The sequence below is a fragment of the Frischella perrara genome (genome assembly GCF_000807275.1).
GTDB classification, from domain to species: Bacteria; Pseudomonadota; Gammaproteobacteria; order Enterobacterales; family Orbaceae; genus Frischella; species Frischella perrara.
Map to the genome: position 1 here is coordinate 1171430 of NZ_CP009056.1, position 19571 is coordinate 1191000.

At 34.0% G+C, this 19571-nt stretch carries 13 protein-coding genes; 10 read left to right on the forward strand and 3 right to left on the reverse strand.

What is annotated here, in order from left to right; genetic code table 11:
* Nucleotides 1-91: 91 nt before the first annotated feature.
* Nucleotides 92-1666, forward strand: coding sequence for a VRR-NUC domain-containing protein (locus tag FPB0191_RS11650; RefSeq protein ID WP_052236782.1), 1575 nt, complete (start codon nucleotides 92-94; stop codon nucleotides 1664-1666).
* Nucleotides 1667-1702: 36 nt separating this feature from the next.
* On the forward strand, nucleotides 1703-2956 hold the full coding sequence (locus FPB0191_RS05110; protein ID WP_039104456.1) for a type VI immunity family protein: 1254 nt from the start codon (nucleotides 1703-1705) through the stop codon (nucleotides 2954-2956).
* A gap of 1668 nt (nucleotides 2957-4624) precedes the next feature.
* Here the strand turns inward: FPB0191_RS05110 and FPB0191_RS05115 are convergent.
* Complete coding sequence (locus FPB0191_RS05115) at nucleotides 4625-5092, reverse strand: hypothetical protein (protein ID WP_162485155.1); 468 nt, start codon at nucleotides 5090-5092, stop codon at nucleotides 4625-4627.
* Nucleotides 5093-5796: 704 nt separating this feature from the next.
* Here FPB0191_RS05115 and FPB0191_RS05120 point away from each other — a divergent pair.
* The 6 genes from FPB0191_RS05120 to FPB0191_RS11660 all read left to right on the forward strand — a co-directional run bounded on the left by FPB0191_RS05120 (nucleotide 5797) and on the right by FPB0191_RS11660 (nucleotide 14882).
* Nucleotides 5797-8493 carry a type VI secretion system Vgr family protein gene (locus tag FPB0191_RS05120; protein WP_052236783.1) on the forward strand — a complete coding sequence of 899 codons (2697 nt, stop codon included), beginning with the start codon at nucleotides 5797-5799 and terminating at the stop codon, nucleotides 8491-8493.
* Nucleotides 8493-10037: a hypothetical protein gene (locus FPB0191_RS05125; protein ID WP_039104458.1), complete on the forward strand. Its 1545-nt coding sequence runs from the start codon at nucleotides 8493-8495 to the stop codon at nucleotides 10035-10037. Before FPB0191_RS05120 ends, FPB0191_RS05125 begins: the two co-directional genes overlap by 1 nt.
* A 13-nt stretch (nucleotides 10038-10050) precedes the next feature.
* Nucleotides 10051-10851, forward strand: coding sequence for a PoNe immunity protein domain-containing protein (locus tag FPB0191_RS05130; protein WP_039104460.1), 801 nt, complete (start codon nucleotides 10051-10053; stop codon nucleotides 10849-10851).
* A 441-nt stretch (nucleotides 10852-11292) separates the two neighbouring features.
* Nucleotides 11293-12660 carry a hypothetical protein gene (locus FPB0191_RS11655; protein WP_110021847.1) on the forward strand — a complete coding sequence of 456 codons (1368 nt, stop codon included), beginning with the start codon at nucleotides 11293-11295 and terminating at the stop codon, nucleotides 12658-12660.
* Nucleotides 12661-12681: 21 nt separating this feature from the next.
* Complete coding sequence (locus tag FPB0191_RS05140; RefSeq protein ID WP_052236785.1) at nucleotides 12682-13482, forward strand: PoNe immunity protein domain-containing protein; 801 nt, start codon at nucleotides 12682-12684, stop codon at nucleotides 13480-13482.
* A 599-nt stretch (nucleotides 13483-14081) separates the two neighbouring features.
* On the forward strand, nucleotides 14082-14882 hold the full coding sequence (locus FPB0191_RS11660; protein WP_052236786.1) for a PoNe immunity protein domain-containing protein: 801 nt from the start codon (nucleotides 14082-14084) through the stop codon (nucleotides 14880-14882).
* A gap of 286 nt (nucleotides 14883-15168) precedes the next feature.
* Here the strand turns inward: FPB0191_RS11660 and FPB0191_RS05155 are convergent, their stop codons facing one another.
* On the reverse strand, nucleotides 15169-16059 hold the full coding sequence (locus FPB0191_RS05155) for a LysR family transcriptional regulator (RefSeq protein ID WP_039104463.1): 891 nt from the start codon (nucleotides 16057-16059) through the stop codon (nucleotides 15169-15171).
* Between the two features lie 143 nt (nucleotides 16060-16202).
* Here FPB0191_RS05155 and FPB0191_RS05160 point away from each other — a divergent pair, with 143 nt between their 5' ends.
* Nucleotides 16203-17426 (forward strand): alpha/beta fold hydrolase, encoded by a 1224-nt coding sequence (locus tag FPB0191_RS05160; protein ID WP_162485156.1) that lies wholly within the window; start codon nucleotides 16203-16205, stop codon nucleotides 17424-17426.
* A 367-nt stretch (nucleotides 17427-17793) separates the two neighbouring features.
* On the opposite strand, the gene FPB0191_RS05165 is transcribed toward FPB0191_RS05160, so the two are convergent.
* Nucleotides 17794-18471 carry an ArsR/SmtB family transcription factor gene (locus tag FPB0191_RS05165; protein ID WP_110021846.1) on the reverse strand — a complete coding sequence of 226 codons (678 nt, stop codon included), beginning with the start codon at nucleotides 18469-18471 and terminating at the stop codon, nucleotides 17794-17796.
* Nucleotides 18472-18653: 182 nt separating this feature from the next.
* Here FPB0191_RS05165 and FPB0191_RS05170 point away from each other — a divergent pair, with 182 nt between their 5' ends.
* Complete coding sequence (locus tag FPB0191_RS05170) at nucleotides 18654-19571, forward strand: ThiF family adenylyltransferase (protein WP_039104466.1); 918 nt, start codon at nucleotides 18654-18656, stop codon at nucleotides 19569-19571.

Here is a 19571-nt window from a genome sequence, read left to right on the forward strand (position 1 = left end):
AAAATAAATTACAAAATACGTTCGAAGCAAGACATATAGCAACAGGTAGACGAGTAAAGCTCGATTTTAATGATAGTTAGGATAAAAAACAATGAATGGAATGAGTGATAAAAAAACCGCAAAACCAACATCTGCAGGGCGTAGTACTGCCACAACTCGTCGTGATGCATCCGCATCAGGTACAGTATTACCAGTAGTTCATCCCGTCGATATTTTTTATTTATGCCTTAAAATGCAAGCAGCAAAAAATTCCCCTTATATTTGTAAAACAAATAATACACCTCGATATCAACGACAAGTAACCATGTGGATTAGGCAAGATGCTGCAAGTTTTGGATATCAATTCCCTTATTGCGGTGAGGTAGGATACAAAATGACGACTATCCCACCTACACCATTAATGAGTAACAGTGAACCGTTTCGACCAAGTTATTGGCCAGTATCGAAGTATCAAATGATCTATCGTGAATACCGCGAAGCAAATATATATGGTGACCCAACAGGAGGTTATCGATTTGATTTTGGTGGCGTTAACGTGGTTGACTCTATGGTTAATAAAACAACACTTGAAAACGAGTTATCGCTAAAAAGAAGTCGTGATAATGACATTGAAAAAGCCTATCGAACACTCAATGCCAAGGTTGCAAATGAGCGATTTCCAAATGGACGAGGTATGATCCGCATTCCTGACGTAATTAAAAAAAAGGATCATACTTTAACCGGTGAAAAAGGTTACCATCCTGATAATATTGATACTGTAATTGAAATAAAATTTCCTGGGGATGATCTTAGTAAGGATCAGCGTAAAGATTATTTAAAAATTGCAGGAGGCAATCGTGATAGATTTCGCTTAATGACATTAAAGCAATGTGAATTTCGTAACCGCAAAGACAAAGAAGAAGAGATGCTTGCCAAAGCTAAAGCCGATCCACTATATCAGACAGTTGGTGAAACCGCTATGGCTAATACTAAATTAGCTCTAAGCATTGAACAGCGCATGCAGCTTGAATATGATGCTATATATAAACATATTATTAAATGGGTCAAACAACAAGAGATTGAATACAGCCGCCCACAATTAGTGGCAATTGATGATTACAATGAAAAAAATTATCTAAAAGCTTGGCAACGTTATGAACAACGGCATGAGATGATTGTTAACTATCCATTAGCTGCAGTTGGCATTGCAAGCATGTCCGCAATGGCTGGTGCTTTCGTTGCTGGGACCTCCGTTACCGAAATAGCAACTACAACAGTGGTTCGTAGTGGCGCTAAAGTCATTAAGTTTACCCCAATAACAAAAGCCACGGTAGCAACCGTTGGATCAGCATCTTTACCATTAGCAGCCAAGCAGAGAACAACTAATAATTACGTATTAGAACGCAATGGGCAGCTTACCTATTATCCAGAATTTAATGAGCAAGAAAAGCTTAAGTATAAAGATGATCGCCTTATTGAGATTGATTATCGTTATCAGCAGAATTCAGACTTTGATAAAATAAACAAAACGATAGGGTATATCGATGATTCTGCCGAAGCTAAGCAAAATAAAGACAAATTTCGGTTGGATAAAAACAATTATAAAATTCATTACTATCCATATCGACAACAGTTTTATTACTATTTTACTCCCGGTGATGAACCGACAGATTTTGAAGGCAGTTGATAACCACATTAAGCACAATGAATTATAGGATATACCATGCAAGATAAATTACAAAAGTTATTAGATGAATATCAGGAAAACTATAACAGATTTACCTATGGTCATTATTTGGATCCCAACAATATTGAAGATGCAATAAAAACCGGCTTGGTGGGGTGTTATTACTTAGATCAGGGTTATCTACCCGAAAAGCGTCAAGCAATCGGTCAGGTTTTGGCACTATATGATAAATATTGGGGCAATAAGCTAAAGTTTGGTTTTTTGGATGGAAACCCCAACCAACTGCATCCTTATCAAAAATTCAGTATAGATAAAAAGCAAGATCTTATTAATAACTATGCTTTTGAAACATTGAATTTTTATTGGAGTAACGTTGATAATTTAGAGTTTGTTCCAGAATATTTTATCGAGACCTTTTCAAAACCAGAATGGTATGAAAAATTACATCAGGATATAACTTATGTTCAACTCTATTTACCTATATCCGAACTTAAAGAGTTTGGTGTCGAGCAATTAATAGCGTTAAATCAACAAATCAGCGAAATATTACAGCCAATGCATGGATTTTTTGGATTGGGTATCCAGCATAGTCATGAGTATTACGATTATCAATATTTAGAGTATGAACTGGCACATCAATTTTTGGGTTTAGACATTTCTAACGATGAAGATGATGAACACCTTAGAGATGGTTTTAAATGTATCAACTGGTTAACCATACTCAGTGACCAACTTATAACCGATAAATTAGGCAGTCTTGAGACGTTAAAAGAGCGGAATAATGATAACGAGATCCGTTTTTATCCTTACACCGGAGGCGTGGTTGTTCGGGCAGGTGAAGTGCCTGAGCTGGGTGATGTAGCAAGCAACCCCTATCCTAAGCACTATGTTAATGTTAATGCTTTATTGAAACCCGCACGAGCACCAGAAATTGCCTCATTAGGTTTTGGCTCAATAAACGGTGAAGTTCGTTTTAATAATCGAACCTCAAAAGAGTGGCAAAGTCGGTTTGATGATGTCGAAGCAACGGATATTGCAGTAAGTCATGAGCAACAATCAGCGGAAGTTATTAATATGGATTCAAAAGTTCGGATTAGCATTCAAACCGGTCAATTATGCCCACATACGGGTGTTTATTCCGCTCAGATTAATGGCAAGGTTGAATATCGGGAGTTAATCCAAGGTTATAAAGTTGAGCCATTTATTGATAGTGAAACGCAACAAGTCTATAACGATGTAACTTGGCAACTGTTACGTCGGGAAGATGGTGGAAATGTTTTTCGTGATTAACCCAAAGCAGAGCAATTAATGAAATACTAATTTAAAACTGATACAACCTATGAGTATAAAAGACTTTTATAAAATTCAAAAAGAAATTGAAAATAGCGCTTGAGGTCATTCAGCCAATGACAAGGTTTTGCCACAGCAATATGAAGAGCAGTGTTAACTAAACAACATTATAGAGACCAACATTGCCCAGTATTTTGGCGAGGATCAAAAGTTAAAAATTCTTTATGAGTAAAATTATATTAAAATAGTTATAAACTTTAGACTTAAGTTTGAGGCTATTACTTAGAGATTTAATTCAAAGCTCATATTAGGTTATGAGCAGATTAAAGAGACTACTTTATAAGTATGGTACATTCTTTATTTGGGTAACGTGCTTAGCATAACGTGCTTAGCAATGCTAAAGTGAGGAATAATAGAAGTATTGAACTAAAAATTGTAACACCATTATTATTATTATCTTTATTATTTAATCTACTGAATCTGACGATTGTTTGCACAATAACAACGCATATACCGATTAAAATAAAATATAACTCGTTCCTATTCATAAAAGTTCACCTTTTTAATTATTATTTATACTATTTTAGTGTTTTTTTTCAACAATGCAATAAATTATAAGTTTTAATGAATTTTTTAGATCATTCAAACAAAGATTAAAACGCATTCATTATTTTTTATTTAGAACAGATTGATCTATTTGATAACTAAACAATTAAAAAAATATATTATTCATTAAGTTACTTAAAAAATCATTTGATCTACATCAGGATTCTATATTGGCAAGCTAATCAGTTATTATTTGAAAATAAAATAAACATTGGTATCATAATCAGCCAATAATTAATATAAGCTTATGATATTTTGTTTTTAAAAGAAAAATAGAGACAATTAAAATCAAAATTACATTATGTTTTTTGCTTTTAATTACTTTTGATGCATTTAATTACTATAGTACAAAAAGGAATATGTATTGAATATATCAGGATAAACTTACCACCTAAAGAATAAGAAAAAATGGATTTGGTATAGTTTTCTATTTTATCGCTATTATCTGTTTTTTAAGATTATCAGTTATTTTCTTATACTTAATCAATAAAAACTAAAATAATCTATCATCATATACAGAAGAATAATAAACTCAAAAAATATAGAAGAAATAATAATGAAAAACATAGTGGTACTTTTAATTTGTTTCCTGATTCATATAGATACAGCCTTTTCATATATCCGACCCATACATGTACCATCAATGTCATCAATGAGACATGGTCCGACTTTTGTAGACTATTTTTTTATGTGGACTTTTTTAGGAATCATATCCTTAATACTTCTGTTTGTCTTATTTGCTTTTTGTACGCAATTTCTTCCTGACCGCGTGTCGAGGGGGATTTTGTTTATATTTGTAGGCATTTATTTTTTAATATACTTTTGTATAAAAATTATTATAAAACCATTTCAATTACTATATGCAATTTTATGGTCAAAAAATTAGATTATTTAATTATTTTGTATGTGGTTACAAAATAATTAAGTCAATTGACAATCATTGAATAAATCCAAGGGAATGAATACTAAACTTGTATTAGTATTCATTATGATCATGCAATTACTTATGTATAGGCTTTAAAGAAAACTCAAAATAAAATAGAGCAATTATTAAAAAACAGACTATTTTATCTTTTGTTTGCGATATTGATCGGTAACAATTGATATATCGATTGTCCCATCTTCTGACGAGGAGAAGAATAAAATATTATTACTACTATTCACATCGTCCACGGTGAATTTCCACATTTTATCACCCATAAAGTTTTTGGATTGTTCTTTACCATATTTTTTGACTAATGCTTCATACTCATGTTGCTCTGCTTCACTAGAATAGGGTATCATTTGATCGATACCAAAGACAACTATTTGAACAGGATCATGCATGATATCTTCTTCCAGTCTAACAATTAATGTGACAGACTTATTCGGATCTAACGTTACTTTGTAAGTTTTTAGCGTGCCGATGATTGTAGATTGTTCCTCAGGTTTTGATGGTGGCAATTTCATTTTTTGTTCTTTAATGGTAATGTCAGTATCAGCAAGTTGATATTTATTTTTAAAGAGTTGTATCAATTCAGATTCTGTCATTCCTAACTTAACTCCAGCTAGTTCTAAAGTTTTAACGTCTTTTTCAGGTATACTGTTAGCAAAACAAATCGGAATAAAAAACAAAACAGCTAGCAGAATGCAGTATTTTTTTAACATAAATTTCCTCATCATTATATTAATTATTTTATTTGTAGATTTAATATTATAATACAGTATCTATAGTGTAAATGGCTATTTAAACTCAAGCGACTCCCCCCTCCATATTGTGTAATGTTGACTCAATAATTCTCCCTTAATCTACCAAGATACTTGTTTTCTAATACTATAGTATATTCTCATTCAAATCTCTATTTTTTCATAATGCAATGAATTTTGTTGGGAATTTGAAGGCAAATCACGTTCATTTTTATTTTTGTTAATTGATTTGGTTGTGTATTACCTTCAACCTTGATGGTTAATGCAAACCTAACGTCGTTATTTATGCTGCTTCGTCAAGCAATTTCACGGTAAACAAACAGTTAGCCAGTAAACTAGAAGAAAGACTCGGATTTGTAATGAATAACCTGTATTGTTCGATTTGTAGGAAAGGGGATAACAGCGTCAAGTTTGAAGAATTTATCTGACTAGTTATAAATTTATGTTTGCTATAAATTGTTAATAATAGTATTTTTATTAATTAACTAAGTTTGTTAAAATTTTATAAAAATAATAATTACTCATAATAAAAACAATAAGGAGAGCTAATGGTTGATATACCTATAGCATTTGATCAGTTAGGAAAATTGAAAGCATCCAATCAATATACACTTACAATTGATAATTTAAACTCTTCACTCTCTGTATTATCCCTCACCGGCGAGGAAACATTAAACCAACCATGGCGTTATGAGGTGATCGTAACTTCAACTGATAAGAGTATTTTGGTTCAGTCCGTATTAGCCCAAAAAGCCACCCTTACATTCAACCCTAAGCTTAGTTTTAATATCACTAAGACGATAACCTTTTCAGATAATCACATTAAAGAACGGTTACTTCATGGGGTAGTAAGTGAATTTAGCCAAATAGCTGTCAATAAAGAAGAGGCACATTACAAAATTGTGCTTGAACCTCGTTTGGTGTTGCTCAACTTAAATCGCTATAGTGCTATTTATCAAAACCAGAGTGTCATTGCAGTAGTTGAAGAAGTATTACGTAAACATGGTTTTACGGGGGTAGATTACCGTCTTGAACTTAAGGAAGCTTATCCTGCACGTGAATTTATCACCCAATGGCAGGAAAGTGATTTGACTTTTATACAACGAATTTTAGCTGATATAGGTGTTTGGTTTAGATTTGAAAGTGATGCTAAACATCACTGTGATGTATTAGTTATTAGTGATTATGAACAAGGTTTAGAAAATGCAGGCTCAATAACATTTAAACAACCAACTGGAACGAATGACGGTGGTACAAGCAGTGTTTGGTCTTTACAAACTCATAGTAAAATGGTGACAGCCTCTGTTTTAGTACAGGATTATAATTATCGCCAAGCACAGACTAACATGTCAGATGAAGTTAATACTCAGCCAAAGGATGAAACCACATATGGTATTGACTACGGTTATTCGGAACATTATAAACAACTAGGTAGTGAAACTGAACCAGAAAGTGGTTTATGGTATGCAAAAATTCGTCATCAACGACATATTAGTGAGCAAATATTGATTAAGGGTACCAGTAATGAATATACACTTACCCCCGGACAAAGAGTATTGTTGAAAGGGCATCCGCTTAGTCAGAGCTTAACTGAAGGTGTAATGATTTTAAGTATTGAATCTGTAGGAGACAGAGTTAATCCTTATGAACTCAGATTTACCGCAATCCCTTTTGATGTTCTCAAACCTTATAGACCTAATCCCCTACCTTGGCCAGAGATAAATGGTACTCTTCCTGCTCGCGTAACAAGCCCAGATAATGATACCTATGGCTACATAGATGTTAAGGGTCGTTATCGGGTTAAGTTTGAATATGATTTAAAGACATGGAAAAATGGTGAAGAGAGTTTATGGGTTCGTCTTGCAAAGCCTTACGCCGGCAATCTTTATGGATTCCATTTTCCTTTAATTAATGGCACTGAAGTTGCAATAGCATTCACAGAAGGTAATCCTGATCGCCCCTATATTGCTTATGCACTGCATGATAGTAGCCATCCTGATCACGTTTCTACCGCTAATAAACACCGTAATGTGATCCGAACACCTGCAAATAATAAACTAAGGATGGACGATAAGCGTGGACAAGAACATATTAAATTGGCGACAGAATATGGTAAAACACAAATAAATTTAGGGCACTTAGTTGATAAAAAGAAAAAACAACGAGGTGAAGGTTTTGAACTACGTACCGATCAGTGGGGGGCGATTGCTGCTCAAAAGGGATTATATTTAACAACGGACACCCAGTCTAAAGCACAGGGAAACCAGTTGGATATGCAAGACGCGATTGCTCAACTTGAGAATGCTTTATCTATTGCTAAATCATTGCAGAATGCGGCTAAAAATTCACAAGCCCATTTAGCCGATATACCGAATCAACAACAACTTAAAACTGCACTTAGTCAGTTATCTGAAAGTGGTATTCTTGGCTACGCGCAACAAGGAATTGGTCTGCTTAGTCCAAAAAATATACAATTGTCAAGTGCTCAGAGTATTTCTCTTATTGCAGAAAAAAACACCGATATTAGTACATCCCAAACAATTACCTTAGCAGCAGAAAAGGCACTAGGCTTTTTTGCTCAACACGACGGAATTAAAATGTTCGCCTCTCAAGGTAAGACCGAAATTCAGGCACAAAATGATGCAATGGATTTGATCGCTAAACAGAATATTAAGATTGACAGCGTGGATGGTTCTGTACTAGTTACAGCGTCAAAAGATTTAACATTTGTTTGTGGTGGATCTTATATCAAAATTGATGCCAGTGGTATAGAGCTAGGAACATCAGGTAATGTGAGAGTGAAATCCGCGTCGCTTGAAAAAATAGGTCCATCACAAATCAATCTAACCCCCACATCCTTACCTGTTCCGTTTGTTGATAACACTGGGCAGCTCAAACTTTTTTATCATGACAGTGATTTGAATCCTATTCCTAGAGTGAGTTATCGCGTTGAATTTGATGATGGTTCTGTTCGAGAAGGTATTTTGGATGATAATGGAGAGGCTTTACTTGAGGATACACCTCTAGGTCATGCCAATGTCTTTTTTGGTTACAGTACGGATGACGCAATTTTACCATCATTGAAAGAATATGAAACGGAAGATTATTCTAAAACGAGCGTAGCCGCGCAATTGCAAGAACACATCAATATAACCCCGGAAGAATTGAAGGCTTATATCGATAGTCAGCTTGCTTACACAGAAGAATACCTCGAAATCGGTAAACAAAAACAGGGAAAAGAATAATGACTAACGAATACAATGATGAAGAAGTTCGACCCGAAGATGATGAAATAGAGTTTGAAGAAGAAGATGATGATGAATTTGATGAAGATGATGCCGATAGTGAAGAGTCTACCCAAGATGAAAAAAAAGCTTATGCCGAAATCATGGGGGATATGGCCTTTGCTATAGCATCCAGTATTCCACCCGCTTCACTAGTTGTTGCCGTTTCTGAAGTGGCTAAAGCTGCATGGGATATGTTCCAAGCAAAAGATAACTCGCCCGAAAAATCACAAGCAAAATTTCAATTATTAATGGGTATTATTTGTGTTATTCCTGGAATTGGTGGTGGTTTTCGGCTTGCATTTAAATCTTTAATTAGAAAACCGCAGTATTATGGTCCAGTAATGTTTGATGTGGTTGTGGCAATTTTAGAAGAGGCTAATCGGCTTTTTAAAATGGACTTACCCCTCAATCCCGAGAAGTATCTGACACAAATGATTAATGTACCTGTGTTACAGGGTTATTTGGATGATGTTCGTGAAAAATGTGTTGCAGAGCTTAACGACTATGCCTTTGCTCGTTGGTTAGATTTACCTGGGATGCTAGATGGGTTTTTACGTGAAACTAGTAAGCAATTAGCTACTATAATTGAAGATGTACTAGCACCAGCTGTACGAATTGCTATTGAGCGTTGTATTATGCGACGCAAAAATTCAGCAAAACCTAGCAACACTACATCTAAAAATACCAATCCTGGGACAGGTACAACGAATAAGGGGAACAGTAAACCGACCGTATCAAAAAGCCGAGGTAATTTATCCGCTCGAATCAGAAGTAAGTTTAACGATATCAATATGGCCTTTGTTATTGGTGGAGTGGGGGAACATATTGCAGATTATTATTGTTTAGAGGTATTAGGCTGGGGCAAAGATCAATGGAATGGACATGACAAACATAAACAAGGAATTTGGCGTACGAAACCGAGTTCTATTACTTTAGGTAAACTTAATGATAACTATATACTTAACAAAAACCATGCGATAGGTAATGATAAAGGGATCGATGGATTATGGCGGGCAAATCCTCTTACTAACCAAGATAAAAAATATGCTGTGATTGAAACAAAAGCAACCATTGGGGCAGCATATCCAACGACTAAATATGTTGCGAGTAGATTGTCAGTTTTAAAGAAAAAATTTAGAGGTAAACCTATTATTCAGATGGATCGTAATTGGATACGAGCAAGATTAAAAAAAGAGTTAATCAAATTACCAATTGACATTCAAAATGATTTTAGAGGTATGAACTCAAAGATTGTCCCGTATACACGCCATATTATTGTAGTATCCTTATTAGTTGATCCGGGAAAAATACATATTGAATCGTTGTTGCGGGGTTATAGTGATCATGGTGATCATGGTGATCATGGAAATGTGGTGATGCCGGATGAGTTTGATCATAGTTTTCATAATGGTATAGTGATACATAAACATGGTGAGCCGACTATTGAAAATATTATTGAATTCAAACGTAAACGTCTTAAAAGTAATAGAAAAAAGCCTTAGGAGATAAAATAATATGTCAGAATTTGAAAAACAACGCCGCCAAAAATTATTGGATGAAGATTTTTACCCTTATATTAAAAAAATGTTTGATTGGCAGATAGAAGATTTAAAACAAAGGGCACAGGCTATAGAAGATCCTTATCGGGAAGGATTGATAGAAGTTTATTATCAACAATTATGCCTTGATTATACGGCTGGTAAACCGATTACTGATTTATTACCGATAATGGATAAAGTAATATATTATACCGAAGATACAATTGATTTCGTTAAACGATATAATCTCGCTCATCCAGATGAAAGAGAAGAAATTACAATTTTAACCGAGTACTTTGAGACTGAAAAATTATCAAATTTATTAGGTTTATGTATTTTATTTGAACGGCAAGACTGGTTAGAAACGATTGTTGAAGCTGTCGATTTAGATTATGAAAATCGAGAAAAAGCATTAGATAGTTTGATTGCTATGAAAATTCCTAACTATCCGATTACCGAAGAAAAAACACCGCGAATACTCAGCTTTCGTAATTCTCTTTATAAAGCGATTCATGCAGAAAAACCTGAGGATACTTTAAAATTCTTGGATGAATATTTACGCCGTTGGTATAATGGATTGCGTAAAGCCGGCAATGTTTATATGGACATTCATTTAATGCAACAAAGTGATTCACGAGAATGTTGTTCGTTTTATGGTTACTGGTGTTTTGAAGCAGCAGCCGTTGCATATTTAAAAAATATTGATGATAGTACATTACATCGTTTTATGTATTACCCAAAAGATATGGTTGAATATGCTCGTCAGCAATTTTCATAAGCGATTGAAGCACATAACCTAACTAGAAATAAAACCACCTAAACCCATCAGACTATGAAACGGTATAAGTATCATAGTAATTGTGTTGGGCAGGTGCTTTTTTGTTTGCTGTTTGTTACTCCTATGAGTATTAACAATAATTAACTTTTTATAGTAATTCTCAGTCATATCCTCTAATTTGTAACAACAGTACTGCTTGTTAAAACTTTAAAATTTGAGATACACAAATCAGGAACTACGATAGACAATGACAAGCATAGTCAATTCAATTTTTGGTTACGTTTTGAATGTCGCTAATAAATATTAAAATTTATCGAACGATGATTCTTTGAACAATCAAAGTATGATGAAGCGTTTGAATAGGATAATGAGCAACTTGATACCGTTAATGAAGAGTCTACCGAAGATGAAAAAAAAGCTTATGCCGAAATCATGGGGGATATGGCCTTTGCTATAGCATCCAGTATTCCACCCGCTTCACTAGTTGTTGCCGTTTCTGAAGTGGCTAAAGCTGCATGGGATATGTTCCAAGCAAAAGATAACTCGCCCGAAAAATCACAAGCAAAATTTCAATTATTAATGGGTATTATCTGTGTTATTCCTGGAATTGGTGGTGGTTTTCGGCTTGCATTTAAATCTTTAATTAGAAAACCGCAGTATTATGGTCCAGTAATGTTTGATGTGGTTGTGGCAATTTTAGAAGAGGCTAATCGGCTTTTTAAAATGGACTTACCCCTCAATCCCGAGAAGTATCTGACACAAATGATTGATGTACCTATGTTACAGGGTTATTTGGATGAGGTTCGTGAAAAATGTGTTGCAGAACTTAATGATTATACCGCTGCTCGTTGGTTAGGTTTACCAGAAAAGCTAGATGGTTTTTTACGTGAAATTAGTAAGCAATTGGCTACTATAATTGAAGATATACTAGCACCAGCTGTACGAATTGCTATTGAGCGTTGTATAATGCGACGCAAAAATTCAGCAAAAACTAGCAACACCACGTCTAAAAATACCAATCAAGGGACAGGCACAACGAATAAGGGGAACAGTAAACCGACCGTATCAAAAAGCCAAGGTAATTTAACAGCTCGAATCAGAAGTAAGTTTAACAATATCAATATGAACTTTGTTATTGGTGGAGTAGGGGAACATATTGCTGATTATTATTGTTTAGAGAAATTAGGCTGGGGCAAAGATCATTGGGATGGTCATGATAAATACAGGCAAGGAACTTGGCGTACGGAACCGAGTTCTATTAGTTTAGGTAAACTTAATGAGGGCTATAAACTTAACAAAAACCATGCGATAGGTAATGAAGATGGGATAGACGGCTTTTGGCGAGCAGATCCTCTTAATAACCAAGGTAAAAAATATGCAGTGATTGAAGCAAAAGCCACTACTGGGGTGGCAAGACCAACGACTAAATACGTTGCGAGTAAATTAGGAGTTTTAAAGAAAAAACATGAAGGTAAACCTATTATTCAGATGGATCATCATTGGGTACAGGAAAGAATAAAAATAGAGATAGCCAAATTACCTAAGAGCATTAATAATGATTTTAGATCTGGAAAAATAGGCAATAGCATGTATACACGACATATTATTGTCGTATCGCTTTTAGTTGACCCAGGATTATCACATATTGACGCACTATTGAATGATAAATCTGAACTTGATCATACTCGTCATGATGGTACTGAAGGTATAGTGATACATAAATATGGTGAGCCGACTATTGAAAATATTATTAAAGCCAAACGTGAACGTCTTGAAAATAAAGGTAAGAAAAATAAGTCGAAGAAATAAAGCCAAGGAGATGAAATAAATATGTCAGAATTTGAAAAACAACGTCGCCAAAAATTATTGGATGAAGATTTTTATCCATTTGTTCAAGAAAGATTTGAATGGGAGATAAAGGAGTTTAAAAAAACAATACAAGCTATTGAAGATCCTTATCTGGAACCAATGATAGATCTTTATTATCAACAATTATGTCTTGATTATACAGCAGGTAAACCTATTGCTGATTTATTACCGACGATGGAGAAAATAATAAATTATACCGAGAATACAATTGATCACGTTAAACGATATAATCTCGCTCATCCAGGTGATAGGGCTGACATTACAATTTTAACCGAGTACTTTCAGACTGAAAAATTATCAAATTTATTAGGTTTATGTATTTTATTTGAACGCCAAGACTGGTTGGAAACGATTGTTAAAGCGGTCGATTTAGATTATGAAAATCGAGAAAAGGCATTAGATAGTTTGATTGCTATGAAAATTCCTAACTATCCGATTACCGAAGAAAAAACACCGCGATCGCTCAGCTTTCGTAATCCTCTTTATAAAGCGATTCATGCAGAAAAACCTAAAGATACTTTAAAATTCTTAGATGAATATTTACGCCGTTGGTATGATGGATTACGTAAAGCAGGTAATGTTTACATTGATAGCCATTTAATACAACAAGGTGATTCACGAGAATGTTGTACATTTCATGGTTACTGGTGTTTTGAAGCGGCAGCCGTTGCATATTTAAAAAATATTGATGATAGTACATTACATCGTTTTATGTATTACCCAAAAGATATGGTTGAATATGCTCGTCAGCAATCTTCATAAGCGATTGAAGCACATAACCTAACTAGAAATAAAACCACCTAAACCCATCAGACTATGAAACGGTATAAGTATCATGGTACTAATGTTGGGCAGGTGTTTTTTTGTTTGCTGTTTGTTACTCCTATGAGTGTTAACAATAATTAACTTTTTATAGTAATTCTCAGTCATATCCTCTAATTTGTAACGGCAGTACTGCTTGTTAAAACTTTTAAATTTGAGATCCACAAATCAGAAACTATGATAGACAATGACAAGGATAGTCAATTCAATTTTTGGTTACGTAGTTACGCTTTGAATGTCGTTAATAAATATTAAAATTTATCGATCGATGATTCTTAGAAAAATCAAAGTATGATGAAGCGTTTGAATAGGATAATGAGCAACTTGATACCGTTAATGAAGAGTCTACTCAAGATGAAAAAAATAGTTATGCTGAAATAACGGGAGATATGGCCTTTACTATAGCATTCGGTATTCCAACCGCTTCACTAATATGGTGAACCTACTATTGAAAATATTATTAAAGAAAAGCAACTACGTCTCGAAGGCCAAGGTAGTAAAAGTAAGAAAAAATAAAGTAGTAAAGGAGAAACATTAATATGTCCGAATTTGAACAACAACGTCGTCAGAAACTATTAGATGAGGATTTTTACTATTATTTCCAAGAAAGACTAACCAAACTAATTAGTATGGTTGATAGTGATATGAAAAGGGAAAAAGATGGTTATGCTGAATTTATGATAGGACTACAATATCAACAACTCTGTTTAGATTATACCGTAGGTAAAAAAATCATTGGATTATCATCCAGAATGGAGTGTATTTTAAAATATATACAAAGTTCTATCGATTATGTAGATAAATATAATATTGCCAATCCTAATGATAGAATGGATATTACTATCCTGACGGAATATTTTGAAACGGAAACATTATCAAATTTATTAGGTTTAGCTATTTTATTTAAACGCCAAGATTGGTTTGAAACTATTGTTAAAGCTGTGGATTTTGACCAAGAAAATCGAGAAAAAGCGTTAGATAGTTTGATTGCCATGAAAATTTCTAACTATCCGATTACTGAAGAAAAAACACCGCGATCACTCAGCTTTCGTAATCCCCTTTATAAAGCGATTCATGCAGAAAAACCTAAAGATGCTTTAAAATTCTTAGATGAATACTTGCGTCGTTGGTACGATGGGCTACGTAAAGCAGGAAATGTTTATATTGATATTCACTTATTGCAACAAGGAGACTCCAGAGATTGTTGTTCTTTCCATGGCTACTGGTGTTTTGAAGCAGCAGCCGTTGCATATTTAAAAAATATTGATGATAGTACCTTACATCGTTTTATGTATTACCCAAAAGATATGGTTGAATATGCTCGTCAGCAATCTTCATAAGCGATTGAAGCACATAACCTAAATGGATATAAAACCACCTAAGCCCATCAGACTATGAAACGATATAAGAACCATGGTACTAATGTTGGGCAGGTGTTTTTTTGTTTGCTGTTTGTTACTCCTATGCGTGTTAGCAATAATTAACTTTTTATAGTAATTCTTAGTCATATCCTTTATTCGAACAGCAGGGATGCAGTTAATCCAAACACAACTAAGACCTGTTGCATTTATAAATGGAGTTAATGAAAAATGTATAATCCAACTTCCCCATAGAGCCCGCACTGCGCTATAATGAATCAATTAATTTAAATTCATTAAGTTCCTGAACAATAAAATCAATAACTGCTCTTATATTTTTTGATGAGCGTAATTCCGCATAAGATACTATCCAAAGATCATCTGCAAAAACATCTTCTTTTATAGCAATCAGCTTTTTATCATGTGCAGTCAATAAATTCGGCAATACAGCAATACCTAACCCGGCTTTTACTGAAGCTAACTGAGTAGCGATACTGGTTGTTGCAAGAATTGATTGAGCATTCGGGATATGTTTGGCTAACCAGCGGGCACTAGGTAGATGAGAATAAACACTATCCCAAGTTATAAACTGATACTGATCTATATGCTTGGTGTAAGGTTTCTTAAAATTAGCCAGATATTTTGTATGCGCAAAAAGGCTATATGACATTTTTCCAACACGTCTGACTAATAAATTATCTTGTTCTGGTCGCACAGAGCGCAGAGCAATATCAACTTCATGCTTTAGAAAACCAACAGTATTGGGACTAGTCACTATTTCTAAGCGTAAATTAGGATATTTTTGATATAGTTTTGGTAATGCTGGAATAATCACCTCAATCGCCATGTTCTCTGCTGTCGCTAATTTCACGGTACCTGCCACATCATCTTTTACTGAATCGACAGCAGATTCAAATCCCATTATCTTAGCTTCTACAGCCAGCGCATATTGAAAAATACCTTTTGCTTGATCAGTTAAAAAATATCCAGTTTGATGGCGAGTAAATAGTGTAATTTTTATATCTTTTTCTAGACCACTAATTCTTCGAGCAATGGTAGATTGACTGACTTTTAACTCCAGTGCCGATTGCGTTAAATTATTTGTTCTCGCAACATGTAAAAAATACCGTAAATCATCCCAATTTAATTGATTCTTCATTATCTTAATTACGCATGTTTTCTATTTTTGCAAAGTAGTCTGGCATTATTTTGCATTTTCATCTTTATTGCAATGGCATAGCATAGATTTATCAAGTTTCTGACAAATCGGTAGATTCACTGATCTTAATGGAGATGCATTTAATGACAGATAAACGAAAATTATTACCCACCAAAGATATTATACAAAGCTATTTTAAAGCCATTGCACAAGGAGATATCGATAAAGCACTTTCATTACTTACGGAAGATGTGGTCTGGCATGTAGATGGCGATGCTAATATTTTTAGTATTGGTCTTGCCTCAGGTAAGCAACAAATTGCCAACTGGATGAGAGCTTTTCCAAAGCAATTAAATCCTATTGCAGTCAATATTAACAATACATTAATTGACGGAAATGAAGCGATTGTATTGGGTGATTTTCGTTATTCAGTAAATAAAACTGGCCATTTTATTAGCAGCGATATGGCTATCCATTTTACTTTACGTGACGGAAAAATTGCTAGATACCATATTTTCGAAGATTCATTACTATTATCACGGAGTTTTAACTTTACTAACGATTTTACTAAAAAAGAAATTAAACTTAACGGCACACGATATGCTTATTCTGACCGAGGAAACGGCCCTACATTAATCTTCATGCATGGATTATTTGCCGATAGAGCTATTTTCGAGTCTCTGGTTACACAACTAGAAAAGAATTATCGTTGTATCACGTTTGATTTACCCGGACACGGTCACAGTGATTATCCTAAACAAGGTTGGACGTTGGAGGACTTGGCTCAAGATATTGCTTTATTTATTAGTGAATTAAAACTATCTCCCGTTACATTGATAGGGCAAAGTCAGGGAGGGATGATTGCGATTTTACTTGCTGCTTTACATTCATCACTCGTCGCTAATCTGATAGTAATAGGCACCTCTGCACGCAAAGAATATAGCGAAAGGTTGCCAAGATGGCAAGAAACCAAACATATTATTGCTAAAGGTTCATTTGACGAGAAAGAGCAACTTTTTATACGAATACAATCACTTGCCAACTCATCTGAATGGATAAATAGTAATACAGAGCAGGCTGCTAATGAAAGACGGCTAATGCACACTTATAATGAAGTCGGTCTGTGTTTAGCTATTGATGCAGCAACAATTAAACGACAAGATATCCGATCTTATTTACCAGAAATTCGAGTACCAACCCTTGTTATTTGTGGTGATAAAGATCAAGCTACCCCTATTGAAGTCAATAAAGAAATCAGTGATAACGTAGCTAATGGTAGACTTATTGTATTGGAAGGCGTCGCTCATCATCCGCCAACAGAAGCACCTGATGAAGTTTTAAAGCACATAAAATTGTTCCTACAATAAGATAGTCATAACGATTTAATTAATTTATTAATTATAGCTATCCTATATTTGATATAAAAAATGCCCTTGGCTAAAGGGCACGCTAAGAATTAGCATGATTGGGTATTTATTTGGATAAATAATTAACATTTAGAACAATAACGGTATAGACTCCTGAATATTTTTTACATGATAAAACTGTTTTGTATTTAAAAATGCACACAATCTAAAAGTTTTTGAGATAATTTAAGTGGTTGTATTATTCACTATAGGAAAGCGACGCATTTGATGAAATATATTCAACGGATTATTGGTTAGATTCAGTGCTATATTTTTTGACCAAATATAAAACGAGCTTATCATCAAACAGTTTTAAACCTCCTATTTATCAATTAATAATAGATTTAAGTTTTTTTCTACCTTTTGACGTAATTGTTAATTCGCGATTATTATTATTTTGTACGAACCATTCTTGTTGTAGCATTGATTGCAGCAATAAAGTCCCTAATGGTCCGCCAATATGATCTCTATGTTCAGAAAAATCTATACAGCGCTTTCCAATAGAAGCCGTATTTAACATATTAACTAATAACTTATGTTCATTAAAAAAATTTTTACCATTCTCAGTAACCACAAAAAAATTATTTTGTATAACAATAAATTTATTATCAATAAATGACTGGGTAAGTGCAACAGACCATGAACCCGCTAAATGTTTATAGCATGTTCTTGCTTCTTTAAACTTCTCTTTAGTATTAGCATTGGTTAAAAATAAATCCTCTTTAGGTGGGATAACTTTAAAAGTTGATTCAATAAACATCGCTGTATCTTGATTTTTTATTTCATAGTAGCGATGTTTACCACATGCCCTGTGGTGGATAAGTTCAACATCTTCTAATTTTTTTAAATGAAAACGAGTAGCTTGTGGTGACAAATTTAATCGATTTGCTAGCCATGAGGCTGAAAGAGCTCTGCCATTCATCAATTCCGTAATAATTAACACTCTATTGAAGTCAGACATTGCATCCGAAAATCGTATTAGATCCTCACAATATAATTTATTCACTCTTAATATTCTCCCTGAAAGATCAATGATGTTGTTAATTATTATTCAATTCAAAATAACTTAAACAGAGCATATTAATACATACTTTAGATAAATTGTTTAAATTTATTTTTAAACATAACCCTTAAAAAGTAAATAAACTGATCCGATATTTTCACCAACAAAAAATAAGAGAGAAAGACATGAAAAAATATGAAAAAAATAGAATTTTTTATCGTACTTTTGATATTGACCAAGAGTTTTATTGGGAAAGAGTCAATCGTAGTTTAGGTTGGTTAGGTAATACAGAAGAAGAGCAAAAACAAACCCAGCAAAAACTTAGTAATATTACAGTCGGTTTAGCAGGGTGTGGAGGAATTGGCGGTATGGTAGCTAGCCGTTTGGGTCGGTTAGGTATAAAAAAAATAAAATTGGCAGATCCTGACTCTTTCGATGTATCGAATATCAATAGACAGATAGGTGCTTCTCCTGCGAATTTGAAGAGGAACAAAGCAGAAGTTGTTGCTGAATTAGTAAATGACGTAACGCCTGATGTTGATATTGATGTTTTCACGGATGGTATTCTTCCTCAAAATGCCGAAGAATTTGTTGAAGGATGCGACTATATTCTAGATCAAATGGATTTTTATGAAGTAAAAAATAGATATGCTTTACATCGTGCTTTTAGAAAATCACCTAAATTTAAATTTGCTCTAAAAGTCCCGACAGTTGCCCATGGGACTTATATATTTAAATATACTAAAGAATCAATGCATATAGAAGACGTTTACGGTATTGATGAAAATACCACATTAACGCCAGAGGCTATTTTAAGGCTGATGGAGAGAATTATGCCTCAAATTCCAGATTACCCATCAAGAGAGATGTTGAAACATTGGTTTATTGATTTAAAACGCATGCCTATATTTGCCGCTTGCCCCCCATTAGCTGAAGGAGTGCTGCTAGAAAGGCTTACTATAGAAATGGCTGGTTTAGGAGAAAAAATTCCCAATTATAAATCATTGCCAGAACAACCAGGATATGCATTTTTTGACACCGCTTCATGGGAAGCCCGTCTTTTTAATGGTAAATGGTGGGATAACGATAACATTGTTAGATAA

What these genes read in the sequence shown, in the direction of transcription:
- FPB0191_RS11650 (WP_052236782.1), top strand. Translation starts at nt 92, where the DNA reads ATGAATGGAATGAGTGATAAAAAAACCGCAAAACCAACATCTGCAGGG.
- FPB0191_RS05110 (WP_039104456.1), top strand. Translation starts at nt 1,703, where the DNA reads ATGCAAGATAAATTACAAAAGTTATTAGATGAATATCAGGAAAACTAT.
- FPB0191_RS05115 (WP_162485155.1), bottom strand. Translation starts at nt 5,092, where the DNA reads ATGACAGAATCTGAATTGATACAACTCTTTAAAAATAAATATCAACTT.
- FPB0191_RS05120 (WP_052236783.1), top strand. Translation starts at nt 5,797, where the DNA reads ATGGTTGATATACCTATAGCATTTGATCAGTTAGGAAAATTGAAAGCA.
- FPB0191_RS05125 (WP_039104458.1), top strand. Translation starts at nt 8,493, where the DNA reads ATGACTAACGAATACAATGATGAAGAAGTTCGACCCGAAGATGATGAA.
- FPB0191_RS05130 (WP_039104460.1), top strand. Translation starts at nt 10,051, where the DNA reads ATGTCAGAATTTGAAAAACAACGCCGCCAAAAATTATTGGATGAAGAT.
- FPB0191_RS11655 (WP_110021847.1), top strand. Translation starts at nt 11,293, where the DNA reads ATGGCCTTTGCTATAGCATCCAGTATTCCACCCGCTTCACTAGTTGTT.
- FPB0191_RS05140 (WP_052236785.1), top strand. Translation starts at nt 12,682, where the DNA reads ATGTCAGAATTTGAAAAACAACGTCGCCAAAAATTATTGGATGAAGAT.
- FPB0191_RS11660 (WP_052236786.1), top strand. Translation starts at nt 14,082, where the DNA reads ATGTCCGAATTTGAACAACAACGTCGTCAGAAACTATTAGATGAGGAT.
- FPB0191_RS05155 (WP_039104463.1), bottom strand. Translation starts at nt 16,059, where the DNA reads ATGAAGAATCAATTAAATTGGGATGATTTACGGTATTTTTTACATGTT.
- FPB0191_RS05160 (WP_162485156.1), top strand. Translation starts at nt 16,203, where the DNA reads ATGACAGATAAACGAAAATTATTACCCACCAAAGATATTATACAAAGC.
- FPB0191_RS05170 (WP_039104466.1), top strand. Translation starts at nt 18,654, where the DNA reads ATGAAAAAATATGAAAAAAATAGAATTTTTTATCGTACTTTTGATATT.